Consider the following 20363-nt stretch of genomic DNA (forward strand, 5'->3'; position numbering starts at 1 on the left):
GTCGAGAAATCAGGGCCGCGGCGCCGCCGTGGTGCCGCGCACGGTCAGGACCGGCTGCAGTTGAACCCGGACGGGATCGGCCGCACCGCCGCGCATCCGGTCGAGCAGCGACGCGCCGGCCCGCCGCCCCACCTCGAAACTGAGATCGTCGACGGTCGTCAGCCCCACCAGTCGCGCTGCTGCCAGGGAGGTGTCGTCGTAGCCGACGACCGACAAGTCTCCGGGCACTTCCCGTCCCACGTCCCGGGCGGCCGCCAGCGCGCCGACGGCCAGCACGTCGTTGGCCGCGAACAGGGCGGTGATTCCCGGGTCGGCGTCCAGGAGCTCCCGCGCCCCGTCGTAGCCGGCCCGATCCGTGGCCCCCCGCGCCTCGCCGGTCGAGATCACCTGCGCACCCCCCGACCGCGCCTCCGATTCGAAGGCCGCGCGCCGGGCCCGGCCCGCGCCCGATGCCACCGCTATGTGGCCGAGTCGCCGGTGGCCGAGGCCCACCAGGTGACGAGCCACCAGGCGCCCGCCTTCTGCGTCGTCGTTGGCGACAACGTCGTACCGGTTCTCGCTCGCGGGCACTTCCCGAGTGCCGACGACGACGACGGGCGGCAGCCCCGCCCCGGCCAGCGCACCGGGCGGATCCGTGCCGACCACCATCCCGTCGACCCGCATGGACAGGAACTGGTCCACCGGATCCTCGGCCTGATCGTCGGTCGCGATGTCGACCACGCTGAGTCGGTAGCCGGCCGGGCCGAGCGATGCGTGCAAACCGCGCACCAAGTCCACGAACCACAGGTTGGTGTAGTCGTCGATGAGCACACCGACCACCCTGGTGCGCCCGGCGGCGAGATTCGCCGCCGCCCGCGACGGCCGATATCCGAGCTCCGCGATCGCCTCCCGCACGGCGCGTCGCGACTCCTCGCCCACCTTCGGCGAGTCTTGGAGCACCAGGGACACCAGCGATTTCGAGACGCCCGCGGCCTGCGCGACGTCGTAGATGGTCGGTCGCTTCTGCGGCATGCCCGCCTCGCCTCCTGAGAGTACTTCAAGCCCTATTGACAGGACATAGTAGTCCGGACCGCAATCACTGGCACGCTCTGTTGGAGCGTTCCAACTTCCACCACTGTAGTCACCCCTGGAGAGTCATGAGCAACGACAGCATCGGCGTCGCGGTGATCGGCGCCGGCATGGCGGGCAAGGCACACGCCGCCGCGTACCGGCAGGCGACCGCGACGTTCGGCCCCGGCCTGCCGCCGGTCCGCCTGGTCTCGATCGCCGACGCGTACGCGCCGCTCGCCGCCGAAGCGGCGCGGCGTTTCGGCTTCGAACGGCACGACACCTCGTGGCAGGCGGTCGCCGCCGCCGACGACATCGACGTCGTCAGCGTCGTGGTCGCCAACCACCTGCACCGCGAGATCGTCGATGCCCTGCTCGCCGCCGGCAAGCACGTGCTCTGCGAGAAGCCGCTGGCCGCCGGCCTCGACGATGCCCAGGCGATGGTCGCCGCGGCCGACGCCGCCGCCGAGAAGGGGATCGTCGCCCGCATCGGTCTGACCTTCTTGCGCTCGCCCGGCATCGCCTTCCTCGGCGAGCTGGTCGCCAGCGGCCGGCTCGGCGAGTTCGTCAACTTCGACGGCGAGTACTGGACCGACTACGCATGCGACCCCGACAGTCCGATCAGCTGGCGCTTCAAGGGCGGACCCGGCACCGGAGCGCTGGCGGACGTGGGCAGTCACCTGAGCTACATCGGAGAGCTCTTCGGCGGCCGGGTGCGCGCGGTCCGCGGCGGCACCCTGCACACCGCCGTCCCCTCCCGACCCAAGCCGCTCGGGCAGGTCATCGGCCACGAAGGCGGAGCCGTGTCGGACGAGCGCGAGGCCGTCGAGAACGACGACGTCGCCGGCTTCTTCGTCGAGTACGCCGCCGGCGGCACCGGATCACTGCAGGTCTCGCGCGTGGCACCGGGTCATCCGAACACCCTCAAGTTCGAGGTGTTCTGCACCGGCGGCTCGGCGTCATTCGACTTCCGCAACCCGGGCCAGGTGCGTATCTGCCTGCTCGACGACACCGACCCCGACCTGCGTGGAACACGCACCGTGACCCTCGGCCCGGCGCACCCGTACTGGAAAGACGGTCTGGCGATGGATGCGCCCGGCGTCGCCGTCGGCCAGAACGACGGCTTCGTCTTCCAGGCGCGAGCCTTCCTCGAAGAGGTGGCCGGTATCCCCGAAGACGAGTCGCTTCCGCGCAACGCAGACTTCGCCGACGGCCTGCACAACATGCAGCTGCTCGACGCGGTGGCGCAATCGGCACTGGCCGGCGGCGCGCAAGTCCTCGTTCCCTGACCCCTTTCCCCGAGACAGGAATCCCATCATGAACCACACCCTCGGCGTCTACACCGCCATCCTGCACGACCGCCCCCTCCCGGAGGCCCTCGACGTCATCGCCGGCCTGGGTCTCAATGCCGCGGAGATCAACGCCGGCGGCTTCCTTCCCCCTGTGCACATCCCGCAGATCGACGACATCGTCGCGTCCGAGACCGCCGCACAGGACTACCTCGACGTCTTCGAAGAGAAGGGCATCCGGCTCGCCGGTCTCAACGTGAACGGCAACCCTCTGCACCCGAACCCGGTGATCGGCAGGCAGCAAGCCGACGACCTCCGGCGCGCGATCCTGGCCGCTGCGGCGCTCGGGCAGAAGCGCGTGGTCACCATGTCGGGGCTGCCTGGCGGCGAGCCCGGAGCCACCCGTCCCAACTGGATCGTCAACGCGTGGAACTCCGGCGCGCTGGACGTCCTCGACTACCAGTGGGCCGTGGCCGTCGACTTCTGGAAGGAGATCGCACAGCTCGCGCAGGAGCACGACGTCAAGGTCGCCATCGAGATGCACCCGCAGAACCTGGTCTTCAACCCGCCCACTCTGCTCCGCCTGATCGAACAGGTCGGAACCGACTACGTGGGTGCCGAGATGGATCCCAGCCACCTCTTCTGGCAGATGATGGACCCGATCGCGGCGATCGACTATCTGGGCGATCGCGTCTTCCACGCGGCGGCCAAGGACGTCCGGATCAACGAGAACGCCAGGATTTACGGGGTGCTCGACGAGCGCTTCCGCCGGCTGGGACCGGAGGAGAACCGCCTGAACCTGGGCGGTGACGAGTGGGCCAACGAGTGGCCGAAGGACTCCGCGTGGGACTTCGTGGCACTCGGCCAGGGCCACGACACTCAGTTCTGGACCGAGTTTCTACGGGCGCTGTACCGCGTGGATCCGGACATGGCCTGCCACATCGAGCACGAGGACACCGCGTTCGGCCCGATCGAGGGCCTGCAGGTCGCGGCCGAGGTGCTCCTCGCCGCCGAGCGGAATCTCCAGGTTCCGGCTGGCTGATCGAGCCCATGCTGATCGAGCCCATGCTGATCGAGCCCATGCTGATCGAGCGGAGTCGAGATCTCGACTCCGCTCGATCAACGTCCGGAGGATCGATCAGCCGGCGAGCGAGACCCACGCCCCGGTCGCCGCCGACTCGGTGATCGCATCCAGCACTCGCGCCATGTACACCGCGTCGTGCACGGTCGCGCCCACCGGTTCGCCGGTCGCGATGGACGTCAGGAACCGATGCGCCTCGATCACCTTGAGGTCGTCGTACCCCATCGGGTTGGCCGCACCGGGCTGGAAGTGGGCGTACTCCCCGGCCCCCGGCCCCACGAAGACCGACGACACCGGCTCATCCTGGTAGCGGTCGCCGCACGCCAGCTCGAGCTCACCCATCCGCCGATAGTCCCAGCGCACCACGCCCGCGGTGCCGTGGATCTCGAACCCGTACGAGTTCTGCTCCCCCACCGAGACCCGGCTCGCCTCCAGGACGCAGCGGGCCCCGGACGACATCCGGAGCAACGCGCCCGCGTAGTCCTCGTTCTCCACCGGCCCGGGCTCACCGCCGGCGGCGAGCTGATGGCCGCTGGTGGCGCCGGCCGGGACCGGGCGCTGCGGGATGAACGTCGCGGTGTCGGCGACCAACGCCGCGATGTCACCGAGCACAAAGCGCACCAGGTCGGCACCGTGCGAGGCCAGATCGCCGAGCACTCCGTTGCCGCCGTGCTCGCGCGAATAGCGCCAACTGAGCGCCCCGTCCGGGTGTGCGGCGTAGTCACTGAACAGCCGGATCCGAGCATGCGTCGGAGCACCGATGCGACCGTCGGCGACGATCTCGCGCGCGGCCTGTACCGCCGGCGCGTTCCGGTAGTTGAACCCCACCGCAGTCTGCCGGTCCGCGGCTGTCGCCGCAGCGGCGACGGCCTGCGCGTCGGCCGCGGACAGGCCGACCGGCTTCTCGATCCACAGGTGCTTTCCCGCTGCGAGGACTGCGGTCCCGATCTCCGCGTGCAAAAAGTTCGGCACGGTCACCGAGACCGCGTCGACGTCCGGATCGGCGAGGACCTCGCGCCAGTCGCCGTAGGCCTTCTGCGCCCCGTACTGCCGGGCGCCCTCCGCAGCACGCCCCGGGACGTCGTCGGCGACGGCGACCAGCCGCGGGAGCAGCAGCGAATCGGGATAGTGCTGCCGGAGCCGGGTGTACGCGCGCGAATGGACCGCGCCCATCCAGCCCATGCCGATGACGGCGACGCCGAGGGATCGTTGTTCTGTCATGAGGAGTGGCTTTCAGGTCGAGAGGGCCGGAGACACGCCTCAGGATGTCAGAGTCACCCCTAGTTGTTCAAGACATTCAATCAATTTGTCCAGACAAATCAGCGTCGCGGGCGTCTGGCCGCGAACGCCCCTCGCCGTTCAGCCGATCGCCTCGCGAATCGCCGGCGCGAAGATGGCCGTGAGGTTCGCCGCTACCTCCGGAGCCGGCACCTCCGGCGGCATGGCGACGTAGCTCAGTGCCATCCGGGCGATCGCACCGGCGATTCGGTCGGCCTTCTCGGCGGGCACGGCGATCCACGACGACTCCACGATCTGGGTGAGCCGCGCCTTGGCCGCGGCGATCAGCGGTGCCGCCTCGGTGGTGATCAGCCGATGGAGATCGGGATTGGCGTCTCCGTTCAGCAGCGAGGCGATCATCGGGTCCGTGGCCGCCCCGGCGAAGAAGCGGACGAAGCCGTTGGTCAGGGCGGCGTCGAGGTCGCCCTCGGACTCGTCGACGGCGGCCCCGATCTCTGCGGTGTACTCCTCCACCAGGCGCAACGCGTATGCCTGCGCGAGCCCATGCCGCGAACCGAACTCGTTGTAGACGGTCTGCCGGCTCAGACCCGCGTGCCGGGCCACCTCGGCCATCGTCACCTTGGACCAGTCACGCTGGGTGAGCAGATCCCGCACACCGTCGAGCAGGGAATTGCGGAGCAGCCTCTTGCTGGCGTCGGCATAGGTGATCGGCGCACTCATTCGTCCGAGCGTAGTCGCCCCGAGAACGTCCGGCAGCGCGCTCACACCGGCGCACCGGCGTTGTCGGCGAGCCTCGCCCGCAAGGCGCGCGCAGCAGCAGCGCGGCCCAGCGTCACCGCGCCGACCAGGCGGCCGTCCCGGGTCACGGTCACCGTCGCCTCGTTCACCGGATCGCCGTCGACGGCCACCTCTCCGTCCAGGTCCGGGCGGCCCACCATCTGCATATTGACCCCGTACTGCACCGTCCAGGCGCGCGGAACCTCGGCGAACACCGGTGCGGGCTCGCCGACCAGATCGGCCAGCACGCTATGCGCGACCGCCGCCCCCTGGTCGAGTGCCCCGAACCAATGCTCGCCGCGCATCGGGTCGCCGCTGACCGGGTCCGGAACCGCTGCCGCGTCCCCGGCCGCGTAGATCCGCTCAACGGTGGTCCGCAGCGCGCCGTCGACCACGATCCCGCCACCGGAGCCGATTGAGGCCCCGGCCGCCTCGGCGAGCGTGACGTTCGGCGCCGCGCCCACCGCAGCGACGACGGTCCCTTCGACGACGGTGCCGTCGAGACATTCGACTCGATTCGACGACGCTCCGACCACGCGCGCCCCGAGTCGCAGGTCGACCCCGTGTGAGCGGTGGAGTTGCGCCAGATGCTCCGAAACCTCCGCCGGAACGACGCGATTCATCACCCGGTCCGCCGACTCGAGCACGGTCACGGCCAGACCGGCGCCGGCCGCCGACGCCGCTAGCTCCAGACCGATCAGTCCGCCGCCGATCACCACCAGCGAGCCGGAGTCGGTGATCGCGCTCCGGATGCGCTCGGCATCTGCGACCGTGCGCAAGGCGAACACGTCGTCGTCGAGCCAGGAAGGCCGGATCGGGCGCGCGCCGGTCGCCAGGATCAGCGCCCGATACCCCAGCTCCGTGCCGTCGTCCAGGAGGATCGAGGCTCCTGCGGCGTCGATGTCACGCACCGCGGCGCCGCCGATCACCTCGATGTCACGTTCGGCCCAGAACTCGGCCGGCTTCAGTGTGATCCGCCCCGGACTCAGGTCCGCGGCGAGCAGGTCCTTGCTGAGCGCGGTGCGCCGGTACGGCAGCCGCGCCTCCGCTCCGACCAGCGTCACCGGGCCGGTGAACCCCTCCGCGCGCAGGGTCTGTGCAGCGGTCGCACCGGCGATTCCCGAACCGACGACCACGATTCCGGCGCCGGGCGCGCGCTGTTCGTCGTCGTTCATGGCCGCGCGACCTCGACCATCTCGAAGTCGGCCTTGGCGGCGCCGCAGTCCGGGCAGCTCCAGTCGTCGGGGATGTCGTCCCAGCGCGTGCCGGGCGCGATCCCGTCCTCGGGCCAGCCCTGCGCTTCGTCGTACTCGAAGCCGCACTGCAGGCAGCGGAACAGCTTGTAGTCGGTCGTCGCGCTCATCGTCTCAGCCTCCGATCTTCACGAAGTCGGCCTTCTCCCGGACACCGCAGTCCGGGCACGCCCAGTCGTCCGGGACCTTGGCCCACGACGTGCCGGCCGGAAAGCCTTCGCGCGGCGCGCCGGCCGCTTCCGAGTAGACGAATCCGCAGTTCGGGCACCCGTAGACGTCCTCGGCGGCGGTCGGTGCGACCCTGTCGAGCACGGCCACCAGACCCTCGTCCTTGGCGCTGCTCGTACGCAGGCCGGCCGCGGCCTCGGCATTCACTTCGGCAGCACTGCCGGCGTACTTGGCCAGCAGCTTCTCTTCCTTGCCCGGCTGCAGGTTGGCGCGGCTCAAGTCGCCGCCGTAATGCTCGATGACCCGCTTGTCCATCACCTTGCGCCACACCGGCGGAACGTAGGCCAGCGTGATCATGCTCGCGTAGCCGCTCGGCAGATTCGGCGCCTCGTCGAAGCTTCGCAGCACCTGGTAGCGCCGGGTCGGGTTCGCATGGTGGTCGCTGTGTCGCTGCAGGTGGTAGAGGAAGATGTTGGTCGCGATGTGGTCGGAGTTCCAGCTGTGCTGCGGGGTGCACCGCTCGTAACGTCCGCGCTTGTTCTTCTGGCGCAGCAGGCCGTAGTGCTCCAGGTAGTTCACGGTCTCCAGCAGCGAGAAGCCATAGATCGCCTGAATCACCATGAAGGGCAGGATCTCCCAGCCGAAGATCGCAGTGAGCGCGCTCCACAGGACGACGGTCATCACCCAGGCGTTGAGGACGTCGTTGCTGGGATGGAAGACCGGCCGCTCGAGTCGCTTCATGCGGTTGGCCTCCAGTTCCCACGCGGACTTGAGGCTGCCGAACACGCTGCGCGGCAAGAAGGTCCAGAAGTTCTCGCCAAAGCGCGAGCTCGCCGGATCCTCCGGAGTCGCGACCCGCACGTGGTGGCCGCGGTTGTGTTCGATGTAGAAGTGGCCGTAGGCGGTCTGAGCGAGCGTCACCTTGGAGAGCCACCGCTCGAGGGACACCTTCTTGTGCCCCAGCTCGTGCGCGGTGTTGATGCCGACGCCGCCCATCACGCCGATCGAGAGGGCCAGGCCGACCTTGGAGACCAGACTCAGGCCACCGTCGACGCCGAGCCAGGACAGGTCGTCGGCGGTCCACAGATAGCACGCGTACACCAGGCTGACGACCTGGAACGGGATGTAGGCGTACGTGCAGTAGCGGTAGTATTTGTCGTTCTCCAACTGCTCCATCAGCTCGTCGGGCGGGTTCTGCCCGTCGGGGCCGAAGAACACGTCGAGCACCGGCAGCAGCAGGTAGAGGAGGATCGGACCGATCCACCACCAGACCGGCGAGACCGCGTTGAGCCAGCCCCAATCGAGGCGGTCCCCGAGCCAGTTCATCCCGGCGATGATGCCGGTGACCACCAGGATCGCCGTCGGCGGGATCAGGCCGAGTAGCCAGAGGTAGCGCTTCTTGTCACGCCATCCCAGCGCTGGAACGTCCGCGCCGTGAGTTGTGTGGGTCATGTCATTCTCCTCCTCGTCGTCCGAGTGAGATTGACAGTAACCCATGCTGTGTCGTTTCGCTATACATTTCTACTTCTTTGTACACTCACCGCACGGCTACCTGCGCTTTTCGGGTGCACGCCCTATCCTTGGAGCGTGCGTTTCTCCCGGTTCGTGGCCATCGGCGACAGTCAGACCGAAGGGATGTGCGATCCGGATCCTCGCTACGAGTACCGGGGCTGGGCCGACCGGCTGGCCGAAGAACTGTCCCGGCACAACCCCGAGCTGCGCTACGCGAATCTCGCGGTCCGGGGCAAGAACACGCGCAAGATCCGGGCCGAGCAGGTGGAGCCGGCACTCGCCCTGCGACCGGACTTGATCACCGCACCCCTCGGCATGAACGACGTCATCGGGAGCTCGGACATGTCCCAGGTCCATGCCGACCTGGACGCCGTGTACCGAGTGCTTGCCGCGACCGGCGCGACGGTGCTGATCTCGACGTTCCCCGACGTCACCAAGACGATCCCGCTCGGGCGCCGACTGGAGGCCAACTTGCTGGCGCTGAACGAGATGATGCGGGGATTCGCCGACCGCTACGGCTTCGTGCTCGTCGACCTGCATGCCGCACCGGTGCTCACCGATCTGCGGGCCTGGGCGCCGGATCGACTGCACGCGTCTCCGCTGGGACACGCGCGGTTCGCCGCCGGCGCCGCCTACGCGCTCGGCGTGCCGGGGAGCTCGCCGGAGTGGGATGCTCCGCTACCCGCCGCACCGGATCCGCATCGGCTGAGCCGGCACGCCCGGGACGCCCGCTGGGCCGCACAGTACCTCGCGCCGTGGATGATCCGGAAGGCGCGCGGACGATCGCTCGGCGACGGCCGCGCCCCCAAACGACCGCTGCTGACCCCGGTGGTCGAGTCGGTCGACGTCTCACCGGCGGCCGTCACCGATCTGGTGAACTCTCCACCCGACCAGGCACCACGGCCCTCGACCTCACCGATCACGCGGACTGATCGGCCTCGGAGTCCTTGCCGCCGACCAGATCGAAGATCGGGTTGGTGACGCGCTCGATGGCGGCGACGGTGGCCGCCTGCCGCTGCGCGAACTCGGCGACGATGGCCGCGAGTTCGGCCTGCGCCTCGGCGAACTTGGCGATGGTCTCGCTCATCTTCCGCTGCTGCACGATGAAGTCCTGCATCGGCTGCGAGACCGCGCCGGCCAGGCCGGTGGCGCTCCCCGCCATCCCGACGATGGTCCCGCTGAGGTCGGCGACCTGCTGCATCAGCATGTCCGACGACGCCGTCACCCCGGCGCTCTTCATCGACTTCACCTTCGTCAGAGTGTCGGTCGCGACCTTGATCGCCTGCTCCTGCGACTTGGTGAACACCGCGAACGGAATTCCCAGCGGACTGCTCAGCAGGGCCTCGGTGATGCCGTCCTCGGAGGAGCCTGCGGCGTCGTCGGTGGTGGGCTCGTCGGCTGCCATGCTCGCAGCCTAGCCCGAACCGACGGGGGTTCACCGGTGCCTGCCGACAATCGCGGTGTATCGAGACCCGCCTGCTCGCCGCTGGGAGGGTTGGTCTCGATACGTTCCTCGGCTGGCGCCTCGTCACTACTCGACCACCAAGGGGGGCTCGTCACTACTCGACCACCAGGGGCTCAGGGCGGGCCGACCTAAGCGGGCAGTCGGCCCTCACACGAGAAGTCGGCCGGCGCCTCCGAGTGCAGTGTCGAGAGGCCCGCGGCGCGGCCTGCGCCGAGACCGACAGCGGCCCCGACCGGAAAGATCCGGTCGGGGCCGCTGGGCAAGCTGAGCCGAGTGAGACTTACGCGGGGCGCAGGTTCTCGTTGGTCAGCTTGGTGACGCCGTTGTCGGCCTTGGTCACCAGCGAGGCCGGCGGACGGAAGTGCTCGCCGTACTTGTCGGCCAGGTCGTTGGCGCGAGCGACGAAGCCCGGCACACCACCGTCGTACTGGTTGATGTACTGGACGACGCCGCCGGTCCAGGCCGGGAAGCCGATGCCGAAGATCGAACCGATGTTGGCGTCCTCGACGGAGGTGAGCACACCCTCGTCGAAGCACTTCACGGTCTCCAGCGCCTCCGCGAAGAGCATCCGCTCCTTCATGTCCTCGAACGGGATCTCGACCGAACCGGACTTGAACTGCTCGCGCAGGCCCGGCCACAGCTGGGTGCGCTTGCCGTCGGCGTAGTCGTAGAAGCCGGCGCCGTCCTTCTTGGCGGTGCGGCCGTTCTCGACCAGCCAGTCGATCACCGCGTACGAGCCGTGCTCGGGGAACTCGATGCCTGCGGCCTGCGCCCCGGCCTTGGTCTCGTTGCGAATCTTCTGCATCAGCGTCAGCGTCAGCTCATCGGAGAGCTGCAGCGGCGCGGCCGGGTATCCGGCCTGGCTGCCCGCCTGCTCGATGAAGGCCGGCTCCACACCCTCGCCGACGGCCGCGATGGCCTCGTTGATGAAGGTGCCGATCACGCGGCTGGTGAAGAAGCCGCGGCTGTCGTTGACGACGATCGGGGTCTTCCGGATCTGCAGCGTGTAGTCGATGACCTTGGCCAGCACGGCGTCGTCGGTCTTCTCACCGCAGATGATCTCCACCAGCGGCATCTTGTCGACCGGCGAGAAGAAGTGGATGCCGATGAAGTTCTCCGGCTTCTTGACGCCCTCGGCCAGACCTGTGATCGGCAGGGTCGAAGTGTTGGAGCCGAGGACGGCGTCCGGCTCGACGATGTCCTGGATCTCACCGAAGACCTTGTTCTTCACCTCGACGGACTCGAAGGCGGCCTCGATCACCAGATCGACGCCCTTGAAGTCCTCGGGGTCCACGGTCGGGTGGATGCGAGCCAGGAGCGCGTCGGACTTCTCCTTGGTGGTCTTGCCGCGCGAGAGGGCCTTCTCCTCGAGCTTGACCGAGTAGTCCTTGCCGCGGTTGGCGGCGTCGATGTCGATATCCTTCAGGACCACGTCGATGCCGGCCTTCGCCGAGACGTACGCGATGGCCGCACCCATCATGCCCGCGCCGATGACGCCGACCTTGGTGGCCTTCCACTTGTCGTAACCCTCGGGACGCGAGCCGCCGCCGTTGATGTGGTTCAGGTTGAAGAAGAACGCGTTGATCATGTTCTGCGCGACCTGGCCGGTCAGCAGCGACACGAAGTAGCGGGTCTCGATCAGGTCGGCGGTGTCGACGTCGACGTAGGCGCCCTCGATGGCCGCGGCGAGGATGGCGCGCGGGGCCGGCATGTTGGTGCCCTTGATCTGCTTGCGCAGCAGTGCCGGGAAGGCCGGCAGGTTCGCGGCGACCTTCGGGTTGGTCGGTGCGCCACCGGGGATCTTGTAGCCCTTGACGTCGAACGGCTGCTGAGCCTCCGGGTTCGCGGCGATCCAGGCCTTGGCGGCCGGAACCAGCTCGTCGATGCTGCCGACGACCTCGTTCACCAGGCCGGTGTCCTTGGCCTTGGCCGGGTTGAACTGGGTGCCCTGCAGCAGCACGCCCATCAGCGCCTGCTGCATGCCGAGCAGACGGACGGTGCGGACCACGCCGCCACCACCCGGAAGCAGGCCGAGGGTCACCTCGGGCAGGCCGATCTTGCTGCCCTTGACGTCCGCGGCGATGCGGTAGTGGCAGTGCAGCGCGATCTCCAGGCCGCCGCCCAGGGCGGCGCCGTTGATGGCGGCCACGACCGGCTTGCCCAGGGTCTCCAGTCGGCGCAGTGCGCTCTTGATGGTGCCGACCTTCTGGTACGCGGCCTCGGCCAGCTCGGCCTTGGTGGCACCGGCCGGCGGGTTGGCCATGTCCTTCAGGTCGCCGCCGGCGAAGAAGGTCTTCTTGGCCGAAGCGACGATGACACCGGTGATGTCGTCCTTCTCGGCCTCGAGGCGGTCGACGGTCGCGATGATCGAGTCGACGAACAGCTGGTTCATCGTGTTGGCGCCCTGGTTCGGGTCGTCCATGGTGAGGATGACGACGCCGTCGGCGTCCTTCTCCCACGCAATCATGTTGTCACTCATGAGATTTCAGTCTTTTCCTTCTCTTCTTCGACTGCGTCAGAGTCGCTCGATGATGGTCGCGACGCCCATGCCGCCGCCGATACAGAGGGTCACCAGGCCGTAGCGGCCGCCGGTGCGCTCCAGCTCGTCCAGGCAGGTGCCCAGGATCATCGCGCCGGTGGCGCCGAGCGGGTGGCCCATGGCGATCGCGCCGCCGTTGATGTTGACCTTCTCGTGGGGGATGTTCAGATCCTTCTCCCACTTCATGACGACCGACGCGAACGCCTCGTTGAGCTCGAAGACGTCGATGTCGTCGACGGTCAGGCCGGCCTTCTCCAGCGCCTTCTCGGTGGCCGGGGTGGGACCGGTGAGCATGATGGTCGGCTCGCTGCCGACCTCGGCGTAGGCGACGACGCGGCCGCGCGGAGTCAGGCCGTTGCGCTTGCCCGCCTCTTCCGAGCCGATCAGCACGACGGCGGCGCCGTCGACGATGCCCGAGCTGTTACCACCGGTGTGGACGTGGTTCACCTTCTCCACCGACGGGTACTTCTGCATGGCGACGTCGTCGAAGCCGGCCATGTCGGCCAGCGCCTGGAACGCCGGCTTCAGCTTGCCGAGGCTCTCCGCGGTGGTGCCCGGACGCAGGTGCTCGTCCTTCTCCAGCACCGTGACGCCGTTGATGTCCTTCACCGGAAGCACCGACTTGTCGAAGCGGCCCTCCTCCCAGGCGGCCGCTGCGCGACGCTGCGACTCGGCGGCGAACGCGTCGACGTCGTCGCGGCTGAAGCCCTCGATGGTGGCGATCAGGTCCGCACCGATGCCCTGCGGTGCGATGTAGTTGTCGTAGGCGGTGGCCGGGTCCATGAACAGGGCGCCGCCGTCGCTGCCCATCGGGACGCGCGACATCGACTCGACGCCGCCGGCGATCACCAGCTCGTCGAAGCCCGAGGCGACCTTCGCCGCACCCAGGTTGACGGCCTCCAAGCCGGATGCGCAGAAGCGGTTGATCTGGGTGCCGGGAACATCCTGGCCCAGGCCCGAGGTCAGCGCGGCGGTGCGCGCGATCACGGCGCCCTGCTCGCCGACCGGCGACACCACACCGAGAATCACGTCGTCGACGTCGCTCGGGTTCAGGTCGGGGTGGCGCTCCAGGAGACCGTCGATCAGGCCGGAGACCAGATCGATCGGCTTGACGCTGTGCAGAGCGCCTCCGCGCTGCTTGCCGCGAGGCGTGCGCACCGCGTCGTAGATGAATGCTTGGTCAGGCACTTGTGTTCCTTTCACACGAACCTAGTGGTTACTCAAGTGAGGCTAACGCGGATTAACGAGTTTGGCTATACCGGCAGATGAATCCGTAGGAATCGGTTCTTCGTTGGGCTATGGTCGGTTCACAATGACGTCTCCGAGAACCCCCCGCCGCCACCGGGCCGAAGACCGCCGCCGCCAACTGACGTCGGCGGCCGCGGCGCTGTTCAGCGACCGCGGGTATCCGCACGTCTCGGTCTCGGACGTGGCCGCGCGGGCCGGCGTCAGCACGCCCACCGTCTATCGCCACTTCGCCGACAAACAGGCACTTCTGTTCGCGGCGACCCAGAGTTCCGTGGACGCCTTCGAATCGCTGACCGACGGCGCGCTCGCCGGCGCGCCCGACCCGGCGGCAGCCGTCGTCTCGGCGGCGACGTCGCTGGGATTGGCCGACCCCAGCACGTCGTCGCTCTGGCGATGGTCGGGACAGCACCTGTCCGACGAACAGGATCGCGAGGTGGTCCGCCGCACCCGCACCGTGTTGCGCCGATGGGCCGCGGCCATCGCGCAACGACGACCCGACCTGACCGAGCGCGAATCGATGTACCTGGCCGGGGCGATGCTCTCGGTCGCCGGCAGCCAGATCGACCGATTCGGCAAGGGCACCCGCGCTGACGTGGAATGCACTGTCCGGCAGTTGATCTGGCGTCTATTCGACCTCAGTCCCGCCCAGGCCGCGCCGTTGACCGAACCGGTGCACCCGTCGGCTGCAGGCACCGGGCGGCGCGACGAGATCCTCGACGCCGCGGCCCGCCTGTTCGTCGAACGCGGATACCCCGGCACCGGCATGGACGACATCGGCGCCGCCGTCGGCATCACCGGCCCCAGCGTCTACAAGCACTTTCCCTCCAAGGACGCGATCCTCGTCGCGATCAGCCAGCGCAGCGCGCTCCGCCTGGAAGCCGAGGCGATGGCCGCCTCGCTGACCACCTCGGACCCCGCGCAGCTGCTCGACCTGCTAGTGGACTCCTACGTCCAGAACATCACCGCGACCCCGGATCTGCGGGTGGCCTTCACCAGTTCCTATGCGCTCGCGGGCAACCCGCACGCCGCCGAACTGGCAGCCAGTCAGCGACGGTACGTCACCCGCTGGATCGACCTGCTTGTCGCGACCAGGCCGCAGCTGTCCCGGCGGGCCGCGACGGTCGCGGTGCACGCGGCGCTGGCAGTGGTCAACGACGCCGTCCGCATGCCGCGGAGCACACCTCGTCCGGAGTTCGCTGCGCGCATGGCGTACCTCGTGAAAGGCTTGCTCCATGCATGACGACGGCAACCGGGAGCCGGTGCGCGACAACGGTTCCCACGGGCCCTCCGAGTACACCAGCGAGGAGGTCGTCGAGAAGCTCCGGGTGGATCCGGATTTCGCGGCCCGCCTGTGGGCGGCGTTCGGTTTCGCCGCCGACCCGGATCCGCGGGGCGCCGAAGGTCCCGGCGAGCCGGCGTTCGTGTTCAGCGATCGAGACCTCGCCGCCTTGGCGGTCTTCGTCGGCCGGGACCGGGAGATGAACCCGGCCGCCCAACTCGCCGCGGCCCGATCGATCGGGCAGGCGACCGCGCGGCTCGCCGAGTGGGAAGCCGAGCAGATCCGGGCCTTCTCCGCCGATCCCGCGGTGGACCTGACCACCGAACAGCTGATCGACGCGGTGGGTCACATCCATCATCTCGTCTGGCGCCGGCATCTGCACGGCTTCCTGGACCGTGCGTCCGCCGCCGGCGACGACGGTGACGACGGTGACGGTGACGACGGCTCGAGCGAGGTGATCGTCGGGTTCGCCGACATCGTCGGCTACACCTCGCTCTCGCGCAGGCTCCATCTGGCCGAGCTGGAGGCGCTGCTGGAAGCCTTCGAATCGGCTGCGCACCGGATCATCACCGGGCACGACGGCCAGGTGATCAAGTCGATCGGCGACGCCGTGATGTTCACCGCGCCCACCTCGGCGACGGCGGCGGCGATCGCGTTCGAGCTCCACGGACTGACTTCCGACGGGCAACTGCCCACACTCCGGATCGGCATGGCGTCCGGCCCGGCCCTGACCCGGATGGGCGACGTCTTCGGCGAGCCGGTGAACATCGCCGCACGGCTGGCCGGCGCCGCGCACGCCGGCACCACTCTCGTCGATCAGAATCTGGCCGGAGCCCTGGAACCGGATCCGGCGTTCTACCTCAACCACATCAGCACGCTGTCGGTGCGTGGATACCGCCGACTCCGGGCGCACGTGCTCCGGCCCCACCGGGCTCATGGGACCGACGCGGAACCGCCGTCCGCCGAAGCGGATTCGGACGCCTCCGGCAAGAAGCAGCAGCGCCTGGAAGAGAAGCTGCGCAAACGCGAGAAGAAGGCGCAGCGCAAGGGGGCCAAGGAGTTCGCCAAACGACTAGAAGCCGACGCGGCCGACTGAGGCGGATACGGCCTCCTGCGGTGTGCGACCGCCGAGAATTTCATTGACGGACTGTCGTAGGGTCCCACTACCCTTGTGGCGTGACTGACGAACAGATAGCCGTCGAGGCCGTTGATCTGGTCAAGCGCTTCGGCGATTTCACCGCAGTGGACGGCGTGAGCTTCGCCGTCCCGACGGGAACGGTGCTCGGCATGCTCGGACCGAACGGCGCCGGCAAGACCACCACGGTCCGGATGATGACCACCCTCTCCGTGCCGACCGCGGGCACCGCCCGGATCAACGGATACGACGTCCGCGAACAGCCTGACCTCGTCCGGCGGAGCATGGGCCTGACCGGCCAGGCTGCCACCGTCGACGAGTTGCTCACCGGGCGGGAGAACCTGGCCATGATCGGCGGGCTGTACGGGATCGGCCGCAAGGAGCTGCGTGCGCGGAGCGAAGAACTGCTCGAGCAGTTCTCCCTTACCGATGCCGGCGACAAAGTGGTCCGCGACTACTCCGGCGGCATGCGCCGTCGCATCGACCTGGCGGTGAGTCTGATCAGTTCCCCACCGGTGCTGTTCCTGGACGAGCCGACCACCGGGCTGGACCCGCACAGCCGCAACGAGCTGTGGGACGTGCTGCGCGGCCTCGTCGCACAGGGCACGACGCTGGTCCTCACCACCCAGTACCTGGAGGAGGCCGATCAGCTCGCCGACCGGATCGTGGTGATCGACCGCGGCAGGATCATCGCCGACGGTACCCCCCTGCAACTGAAGGACCAGGCCGGTTCGGCCAGCGTCGTCGCCACCCTGACCGACGCGGCGGACCTGGCCGCCGCTCACGAACTGATCGCACCTGTGGCGGCCGCGCTGCGTGCCGCGACCGGCTCCGGAGCAGCGAGCGGGTCCAGCGGATCGAGCGGATCGAGCGGAGTCGAGATCTTCGTCGACGAAGGCGCCCGCTCCCTGACCATTCCGGCCGGTGGGCTGGCCGACCTCACCCGGGTGGCTCAAGTGCTCGACGAATCGGGGATCGCCGTCGACGATCTCGGCCTGTCCCGCCCGAGTCTGGACGATGTCTTCCTCTCGCTGACCGGCCACCGCACCACTCCCGACGAGACCACCGAGGAAGCGTCATGACCGCGACCACATCCACCGCCGCACCGGCGACTGCGCCGACCGCGCTCACTCCGCCGGGGCTGTGGCGGCAGACCCAGATCATGGTCAAACGCAGCCTGATCCACACCAAACGCATGCCCGAGATGCTGGCGGACGTCACCGTCCAGCCGATCATGTTCGTGGTGCTGTTCGCCTTCGTCTTCGGGCCGGCCATGCCGGTCCCCGGCGGAGGCAGCTACAAGGAGTATCTGCTGCCGGGCATCATGGGGCAGACCATCGCGTTCACCGCATTCGTGGTGGCCACCGGCATCACCGCCGATGTGGACAAGGGCATCGTCGACCGATTCCGGTCCCTGCCGATCTCGCGCACGTCGTACCTGTTCGGCCGCTCGATCGCGTCGGTCCTGCATTCGATGATCGGCATCGTCGTGATGGCGCTGACGGGTCTCGCGATCGGCTGGCGGATCCATACCTCGGTCGGCGAGGCCGTGCTCGGTTTCGCCCTGCTGGTGCTGTTCGGCTTCGCATTGATCTGGTTCGGCGTCCTCGTCGGCTCACTGCTCCGTTCCGTGGAGTCGGTCAACGGCGTCATGTTCACGACGATCTTCCCGCTGACCTTCCTCTCGAACGCCTTCGTGCCGACCGCGCCGATGGCGCCGTGGCTCCGGGCGATCGCCGAATGGAACCCGATCTCGTCGTTGGTGCAGTCGCTTCGCGTGCTGTGGGGCAACGGTCCCGCCGCCGGTCCCGACGCCGCCCTGCCGCTGCAGCATCCGCTCATCTCGACGGTGCTCTGGTCGGTCGCGCTGACCGCGATCTTCGCCCCGTTCGCCCTGCGCGCCTACTACCGCCGCACCAGCAACTGATCTCGCTCGTGCGCCCGGCGCGCAACACGCCGCGCCGGACGCTCGGATTACTCAGGAGGTGTGGCTGAGAGCATCCAGCGGGTCGGCGTAGACGGCGTCGAGAGCGACTGCGCCGGCGGCCTTCTGCTGCACCGTGATCGCCGACCGTGCGACGCGGACGTCGCGGTTGTTGATCACCGAGGTCGCGCGCAGCGCCTTGGACACCACGGGCAGAGCCTCCGGGTAGTCGGTGAACGCCTGACCGCCCAGGATGACGTGGTCCGGGTTGAAGATGTCCGAGATCAGCGCGACGGTACGGCCGAGCACCTCGGCGCGCTCGGCCAGGATGTCGTGCGCGATGCTGTTCCCGGTCCGCGCCTCGCGACGCAGGGCTTCGAGCGAGTCGACGTCGAGCCCGGCGGCCGCCGCCGCGCGCAGCACCCCCGAGTCACCGACCGCGTCCTCCAGCCGACCGGTCTTGTCCGGGTCCAGCAAGCGGGTCTCGCCGGTCGGGAAGTGCCCGATCGTGGGCGGACCCGCGGCCGGCGTGTGGACGGTGCCGTCGACGCTGAAGGCGATGCCGGCCATCTCACGCGCATAGAAGTAGAGGAAGTTCTGGCTCGACTCGGCGGGATTCACGACGAGCTCGGCGGCAGCCATCGCCTCCACGTGCGACGCCACCGACACGGGGAGCCCGAGGGCCTGCGCCACGAGCTCGCCGACCGGGACGCTCTGCCACCCGAGGCGGGGGTGGTCGACGGTGCCCTTGGCACCCACCCGGCCGCCGATGGCCACACCGCCCCAGAGCAGGCGCTTGCCCACCCAGCGGTCGGCGAAGCGGCGCGCACTCGCGCCGATGGCGGCGACTACCTGTTCCGGAGTCGCCGCCTGCGGGGTCGGGATGTTGATCGCGCCGACGACGCGATGCTGCAGGTCGTGTGTGGTGATCGACGTCGTCCGGTAACCGATGTGAATGCCGACGGTCAGGAAGTCGCCGGTGTTGATCTCGAACGGGACGCGCGGGCGGCCGACCGCACCGGGCGGTGTCAGATCGGCGCGTTCGCGGATAAGGCCGGCCTTGAGCAGCGCGCTGACCTGCCGGTTCACCGTGGAGATCGAGAGTCCGGTCTGGGCGGCGGTGTCGTCCCGGAACACCGGGCCGGAGACGCGGGCGGTGCGGAGCACGAGCGCCGCAGCCTTAGTGGAGAGCTGCAGGCTGGCGACGCCGGACGGCAGGGGCGTCGTCCGACCCGGGCGAGCCGGTCCGGCGGCCGGCACCGGGCCGGTCACCGCACGCCTCGCCGAAGCGGGTCCCGCAGCGACACGGGCGCGCACACCTGCGGCCGGGGCAGGTCCGCGAGCCGGCGAAGCTCCGGGAGCCGGGCGAAGGGAGACACGTCGATCAAGAGTAGAGGTCATGGTGGTGTTGTCCTAAAGAGATGCCGAGTGCACGACCGCGAAGCGGTGCGAAGCAGCGAGGAGGTGCCCGGATTGCGGGCGTGGGCCGAGGTTCAGCGCATTCGGCGGCAACACAGGACACGAGCGAGCGGCAGGCGGCATCCCAGGGCGGTGGTCACGTAGGTGACCTCCGGGATCGCATACGGCTGGCTGGTCATTCGCCCAAGCTAGCAAGCGCAAGCAGTACCCGCAATACCGCGGCGCCGCCGTTTACGTCACACTCGGCCCACCTGCCCGGGACGACCAGGAGCAGATCGCCGCATTACTCAGCGGAAGGTCGCCAGCCCGACGTCTCGCGCGGAGAGGTGGGTGTGCTCGTTCACCGAGACCACGGTGAGGCCCCGGCGACCCACGAGCACCTTGGTGATCGAGGCGTTGACCATCGCCCGGGCGAGGGCCGGCCACTCCGGCGCCGGCACTCCCCAGGCCCGGGCGACGAGCGCGGTGATAGTGCCCGCGGACGAGACCACGAGCACCGTCTTCCCAGATCCGGCCTCGTCGACGGCGCGGTCGGCGGCGGCGGAGGTGCGCGCGACGTACTCGGCATAACTCTCGTCTGAGTCGTCCGCGCCGGCGATCCAGCGCGCCAGCGCGGCGTCGAGCACCTGCTGATACCCGGCCGGATTCGCATAGAGGTCGGGGCCCGGCCCGCCGGGCAGCGCGGGTATCAGGTACTCGTCCCAGCCCGGGTCCACCACCGGCGCGGGATGCTCCTCGCCCACGATGCCGCGGAAGCTCTCGAGCACCGTGCCGAGCGTCGCACGCTGACGCGGAAGCCCGCCGCTGATCACCGACGTGAAGCCGGAAGCCTGCCGCGCGAGCTCGGCGCCGGTGGCGCGGGCCTGCGCGAAGCCCAACTCGGTGAGGCCCGGAACCGCCGGATCGGGTTCACCGCTCTGGACCGCGCCCGCAGCGTAGGCGTGCGCCGGCGCCTGACCGTGCCGAACCAGGTAGAGGACGCCCACAG

18 protein-coding genes and 1 pseudogene are annotated in these 20363 nt (G+C 69.0%); 7 read left to right on the top strand and 12 right to left on the bottom strand.

Annotated features, from left to right (window positions below; genetic code table 11):
* Window positions 1–9: 9 nt before the first annotated feature.
* Window positions 10–1011 carry a LacI family DNA-binding transcriptional regulator gene (locus tag C6V83_RS00685; RefSeq protein ID WP_105940768.1) on the bottom strand — a complete coding sequence of 334 codons (1002 nt, stop codon included), beginning with the start codon at window positions 1009–1011 and terminating at the stop codon, window positions 10–12.
* 125 nt (window positions 1012–1136) lie between these two features.
* On the opposite strand from C6V83_RS00685, the gene C6V83_RS00690 reads away from it, so the two are divergent.
* Together C6V83_RS00690 and C6V83_RS00695 are read left to right on the top strand one after the other, a co-directional pair.
* A complete protein-coding gene (locus C6V83_RS00690; protein WP_105940769.1) occupies window positions 1137–2336 on the top strand; it encodes a Gfo/Idh/MocA family protein in 1200 nt (399 codons plus the stop codon).
* A 28-nt stretch (window positions 2337–2364) separates the two neighbouring features.
* Window positions 2365–3378: a sugar phosphate isomerase/epimerase family protein gene (locus C6V83_RS00695; RefSeq protein ID WP_105940770.1), complete on the top strand. Its 1014-nt coding sequence runs from the start codon at window positions 2365–2367 to the stop codon at window positions 3376–3378.
* Window positions 3379–3474: 96 nt separating this feature from the next.
* Here C6V83_RS00695 and C6V83_RS00700 read toward each other — a convergent pair whose 3' ends face one another.
* The 6 genes and pseudogenes from C6V83_RS00700 to C6V83_RS18900 all read right to left on the bottom strand — a co-directional run.
* The gene (locus C6V83_RS00700) at window positions 3475–4638 is read right to left on the bottom strand and encodes a Gfo/Idh/MocA family protein (RefSeq protein WP_105940771.1); all 1164 of its coding nucleotides are present in this window, start codon (window positions 4636–4638) and stop codon (window positions 3475–3477) included.
* A 138-nt stretch (window positions 4639–4776) separates the two neighbouring features.
* Complete coding sequence (locus C6V83_RS00705; protein ID WP_105940772.1) at window positions 4777–5376, bottom strand: TetR family transcriptional regulator; 600 nt, start codon at window positions 5374–5376, stop codon at window positions 4777–4779.
* Between the two features lie 41 nt (window positions 5377–5417).
* The gene (locus C6V83_RS00710; protein WP_105940773.1) at window positions 5418–6608 is read right to left on the bottom strand and encodes an NAD(P)/FAD-dependent oxidoreductase; all 1191 of its coding nucleotides are present in this window, start codon (window positions 6606–6608) and stop codon (window positions 5418–5420) included.
* Complete coding sequence (locus C6V83_RS00715) at window positions 6605–6796, bottom strand: rubredoxin (protein ID WP_105940774.1); 192 nt, start codon at window positions 6794–6796, stop codon at window positions 6605–6607. The genes C6V83_RS00710 and C6V83_RS00715 overlap by 4 nt, the downstream gene beginning before the upstream one ends.
* 4 nt (window positions 6797–6800) lie before the next feature.
* Window positions 6801–7061, bottom strand: coding sequence for a rubredoxin (locus C6V83_RS18895; RefSeq protein ID WP_325027396.1), 261 nt, complete (start codon window positions 7059–7061; stop codon window positions 6801–6803).
* A 9-nt stretch (window positions 7062–7070) separates the two neighbouring features.
* Window positions 7071–8306, bottom strand: a pseudogene (locus C6V83_RS18900) (alkane 1-monooxygenase); the annotation flags it as partial.
* A gap of 135 nt (window positions 8307–8441) precedes the next feature.
* On the opposite strand from C6V83_RS18900, the gene C6V83_RS00725 reads away from it, so the two are divergent.
* Window positions 8442–9347 carry an SGNH/GDSL hydrolase family protein gene (locus C6V83_RS00725; protein WP_105940775.1) on the top strand — a complete coding sequence of 302 codons (906 nt, stop codon included), beginning with the start codon at window positions 8442–8444 and terminating at the stop codon, window positions 9345–9347.
* Here the strand turns inward: C6V83_RS00725 and C6V83_RS00730 are convergent.
* The 3 genes from C6V83_RS00730 to C6V83_RS00740 all read right to left on the bottom strand — a co-directional run bounded on the left by C6V83_RS00730 (window position 9286) and on the right by C6V83_RS00740 (window position 13558).
* The gene (locus C6V83_RS00730) at window positions 9286–9771 is read right to left on the bottom strand and encodes a hypothetical protein (protein WP_105940776.1); all 486 of its coding nucleotides are present in this window, start codon (window positions 9769–9771) and stop codon (window positions 9286–9288) included. The two genes, C6V83_RS00725 and C6V83_RS00730, sit on opposite strands and share 62 nt — an antisense overlap.
* 340 nt (window positions 9772–10111) lie before the next feature.
* On the bottom strand, window positions 10112–12310 hold the full coding sequence (locus tag C6V83_RS00735) for a 3-hydroxyacyl-CoA dehydrogenase NAD-binding domain-containing protein (RefSeq protein WP_105940777.1): 2199 nt from the start codon (window positions 12308–12310) through the stop codon (window positions 10112–10114).
* Between the two features lie 36 nt (window positions 12311–12346).
* Window positions 12347–13558, bottom strand: coding sequence for an acetyl-CoA C-acetyltransferase (locus tag C6V83_RS00740; protein WP_105940778.1), 1212 nt, complete (start codon window positions 13556–13558; stop codon window positions 12347–12349).
* A gap of 124 nt (window positions 13559–13682) precedes the next feature.
* Here C6V83_RS00740 and C6V83_RS00745 point away from each other — a divergent pair, with 124 nt between their 5' ends.
* The 4 genes from C6V83_RS00745 (at window position 13683) to C6V83_RS00760 (ending at window position 17959) form a co-directional block, all read left to right on the top strand.
* Window positions 13683–14858 (top strand): TetR/AcrR family transcriptional regulator, encoded by a 1176-nt coding sequence (locus C6V83_RS00745; protein ID WP_105940779.1) that lies wholly within the window; start codon window positions 13683–13685, stop codon window positions 14856–14858.
* Window positions 14851–15993, top strand: coding sequence for an adenylate/guanylate cyclase domain-containing protein (locus tag C6V83_RS00750; RefSeq protein ID WP_105940780.1), 1143 nt, complete (start codon window positions 14851–14853; stop codon window positions 15991–15993). Before C6V83_RS00745 ends, C6V83_RS00750 begins: the two co-directional genes overlap by 8 nt.
* Before the next feature lie 80 nt (window positions 15994–16073).
* A complete protein-coding gene (locus C6V83_RS00755) occupies window positions 16074–17114 on the top strand; it encodes an ATP-binding cassette domain-containing protein (RefSeq protein ID WP_105940781.1) in 1041 nt (346 codons plus the stop codon).
* Entirely contained in the window at window positions 17111–17959 is an 849-nt protein-coding gene (locus C6V83_RS00760) for an ABC transporter permease (protein WP_105940782.1), read from the top strand. The genes C6V83_RS00755 and C6V83_RS00760 overlap by 4 nt, the downstream gene beginning before the upstream one ends.
* Window positions 17960–18010: 51 nt before the next feature.
* On the opposite strand, the gene C6V83_RS00765 is transcribed toward C6V83_RS00760, so the two are convergent.
* Entirely contained in the window at window positions 18011–19357 is a 1347-nt protein-coding gene (locus tag C6V83_RS00765) for an ROK family transcriptional regulator (protein ID WP_105940783.1), read from the bottom strand.
* Between the two features lie 305 nt (window positions 19358–19662).
* Window positions 19663–20361 (bottom strand): histidine phosphatase family protein, encoded by a 699-nt coding sequence (locus tag C6V83_RS00770; RefSeq protein WP_105940784.1) that lies wholly within the window; start codon window positions 20359–20361, stop codon window positions 19663–19665.
* Window positions 20362–20363 lie beyond the last annotated feature (2 nt).

The organism is Gordonia iterans (assembly GCF_002993285.1).
Classification (GTDB): domain Bacteria; phylum Actinomycetota; class Actinomycetes; order Mycobacteriales; family Mycobacteriaceae; genus Gordonia; species Gordonia iterans.

Bases quoted from the DNA above. Each gene is read 5' to 3' on its own strand.
- C6V83_RS00715 (WP_105940774.1), bottom strand. From the start codon at position 6,796: ATGAGCGCGACGACCGACTACAAGCTGTTCCGCTGCCTGCAGTGCGGC.
- C6V83_RS00750 (WP_105940780.1), top strand. From the start codon at position 14,851: ATGCATGACGACGGCAACCGGGAGCCGGTGCGCGACAACGGTTCCCAC.
- C6V83_RS00700 (WP_105940771.1), bottom strand. From the start codon at position 4,638: ATGACAGAACAACGATCCCTCGGCGTCGCCGTCATCGGCATGGGCTGG.
- C6V83_RS00765 (WP_105940783.1), bottom strand. From the start codon at position 19,357: ATGACCTCTACTCTTGATCGACGTGTCTCCCTTCGCCCGGCTCCCGGA.
- C6V83_RS00735 (WP_105940777.1), bottom strand. From the start codon at position 12,310: ATGAGTGACAACATGATTGCGTGGGAGAAGGACGCCGACGGCGTCGTC.
- C6V83_RS00705 (WP_105940772.1), bottom strand. From the start codon at position 5,376: ATGAGTGCGCCGATCACCTATGCCGACGCCAGCAAGAGGCTGCTCCGC.
- C6V83_RS00730 (WP_105940776.1), bottom strand. From the start codon at position 9,771: ATGGCAGCCGACGAGCCCACCACCGACGACGCCGCAGGCTCCTCCGAG.
- C6V83_RS00710 (WP_105940773.1), bottom strand. From the start codon at position 6,608: ATGAACGACGACGAACAGCGCGCGCCCGGCGCCGGAATCGTGGTCGTC.
- C6V83_RS00745 (WP_105940779.1), top strand. From the start codon at position 13,683: ATGACGTCTCCGAGAACCCCCCGCCGCCACCGGGCCGAAGACCGCCGC.
- C6V83_RS00695 (WP_105940770.1), top strand. From the start codon at position 2,365: ATGAACCACACCCTCGGCGTCTACACCGCCATCCTGCACGACCGCCCC.
- C6V83_RS00760 (WP_105940782.1), top strand. From the start codon at position 17,111: ATGACCGCGACCACATCCACCGCCGCACCGGCGACTGCGCCGACCGCG.
- C6V83_RS00685 (WP_105940768.1), bottom strand. From the start codon at position 1,011: ATGCCGCAGAAGCGACCGACCATCTACGACGTCGCGCAGGCCGCGGGC.
- C6V83_RS00690 (WP_105940769.1), top strand. From the start codon at position 1,137: ATGAGCAACGACAGCATCGGCGTCGCGGTGATCGGCGCCGGCATGGCG.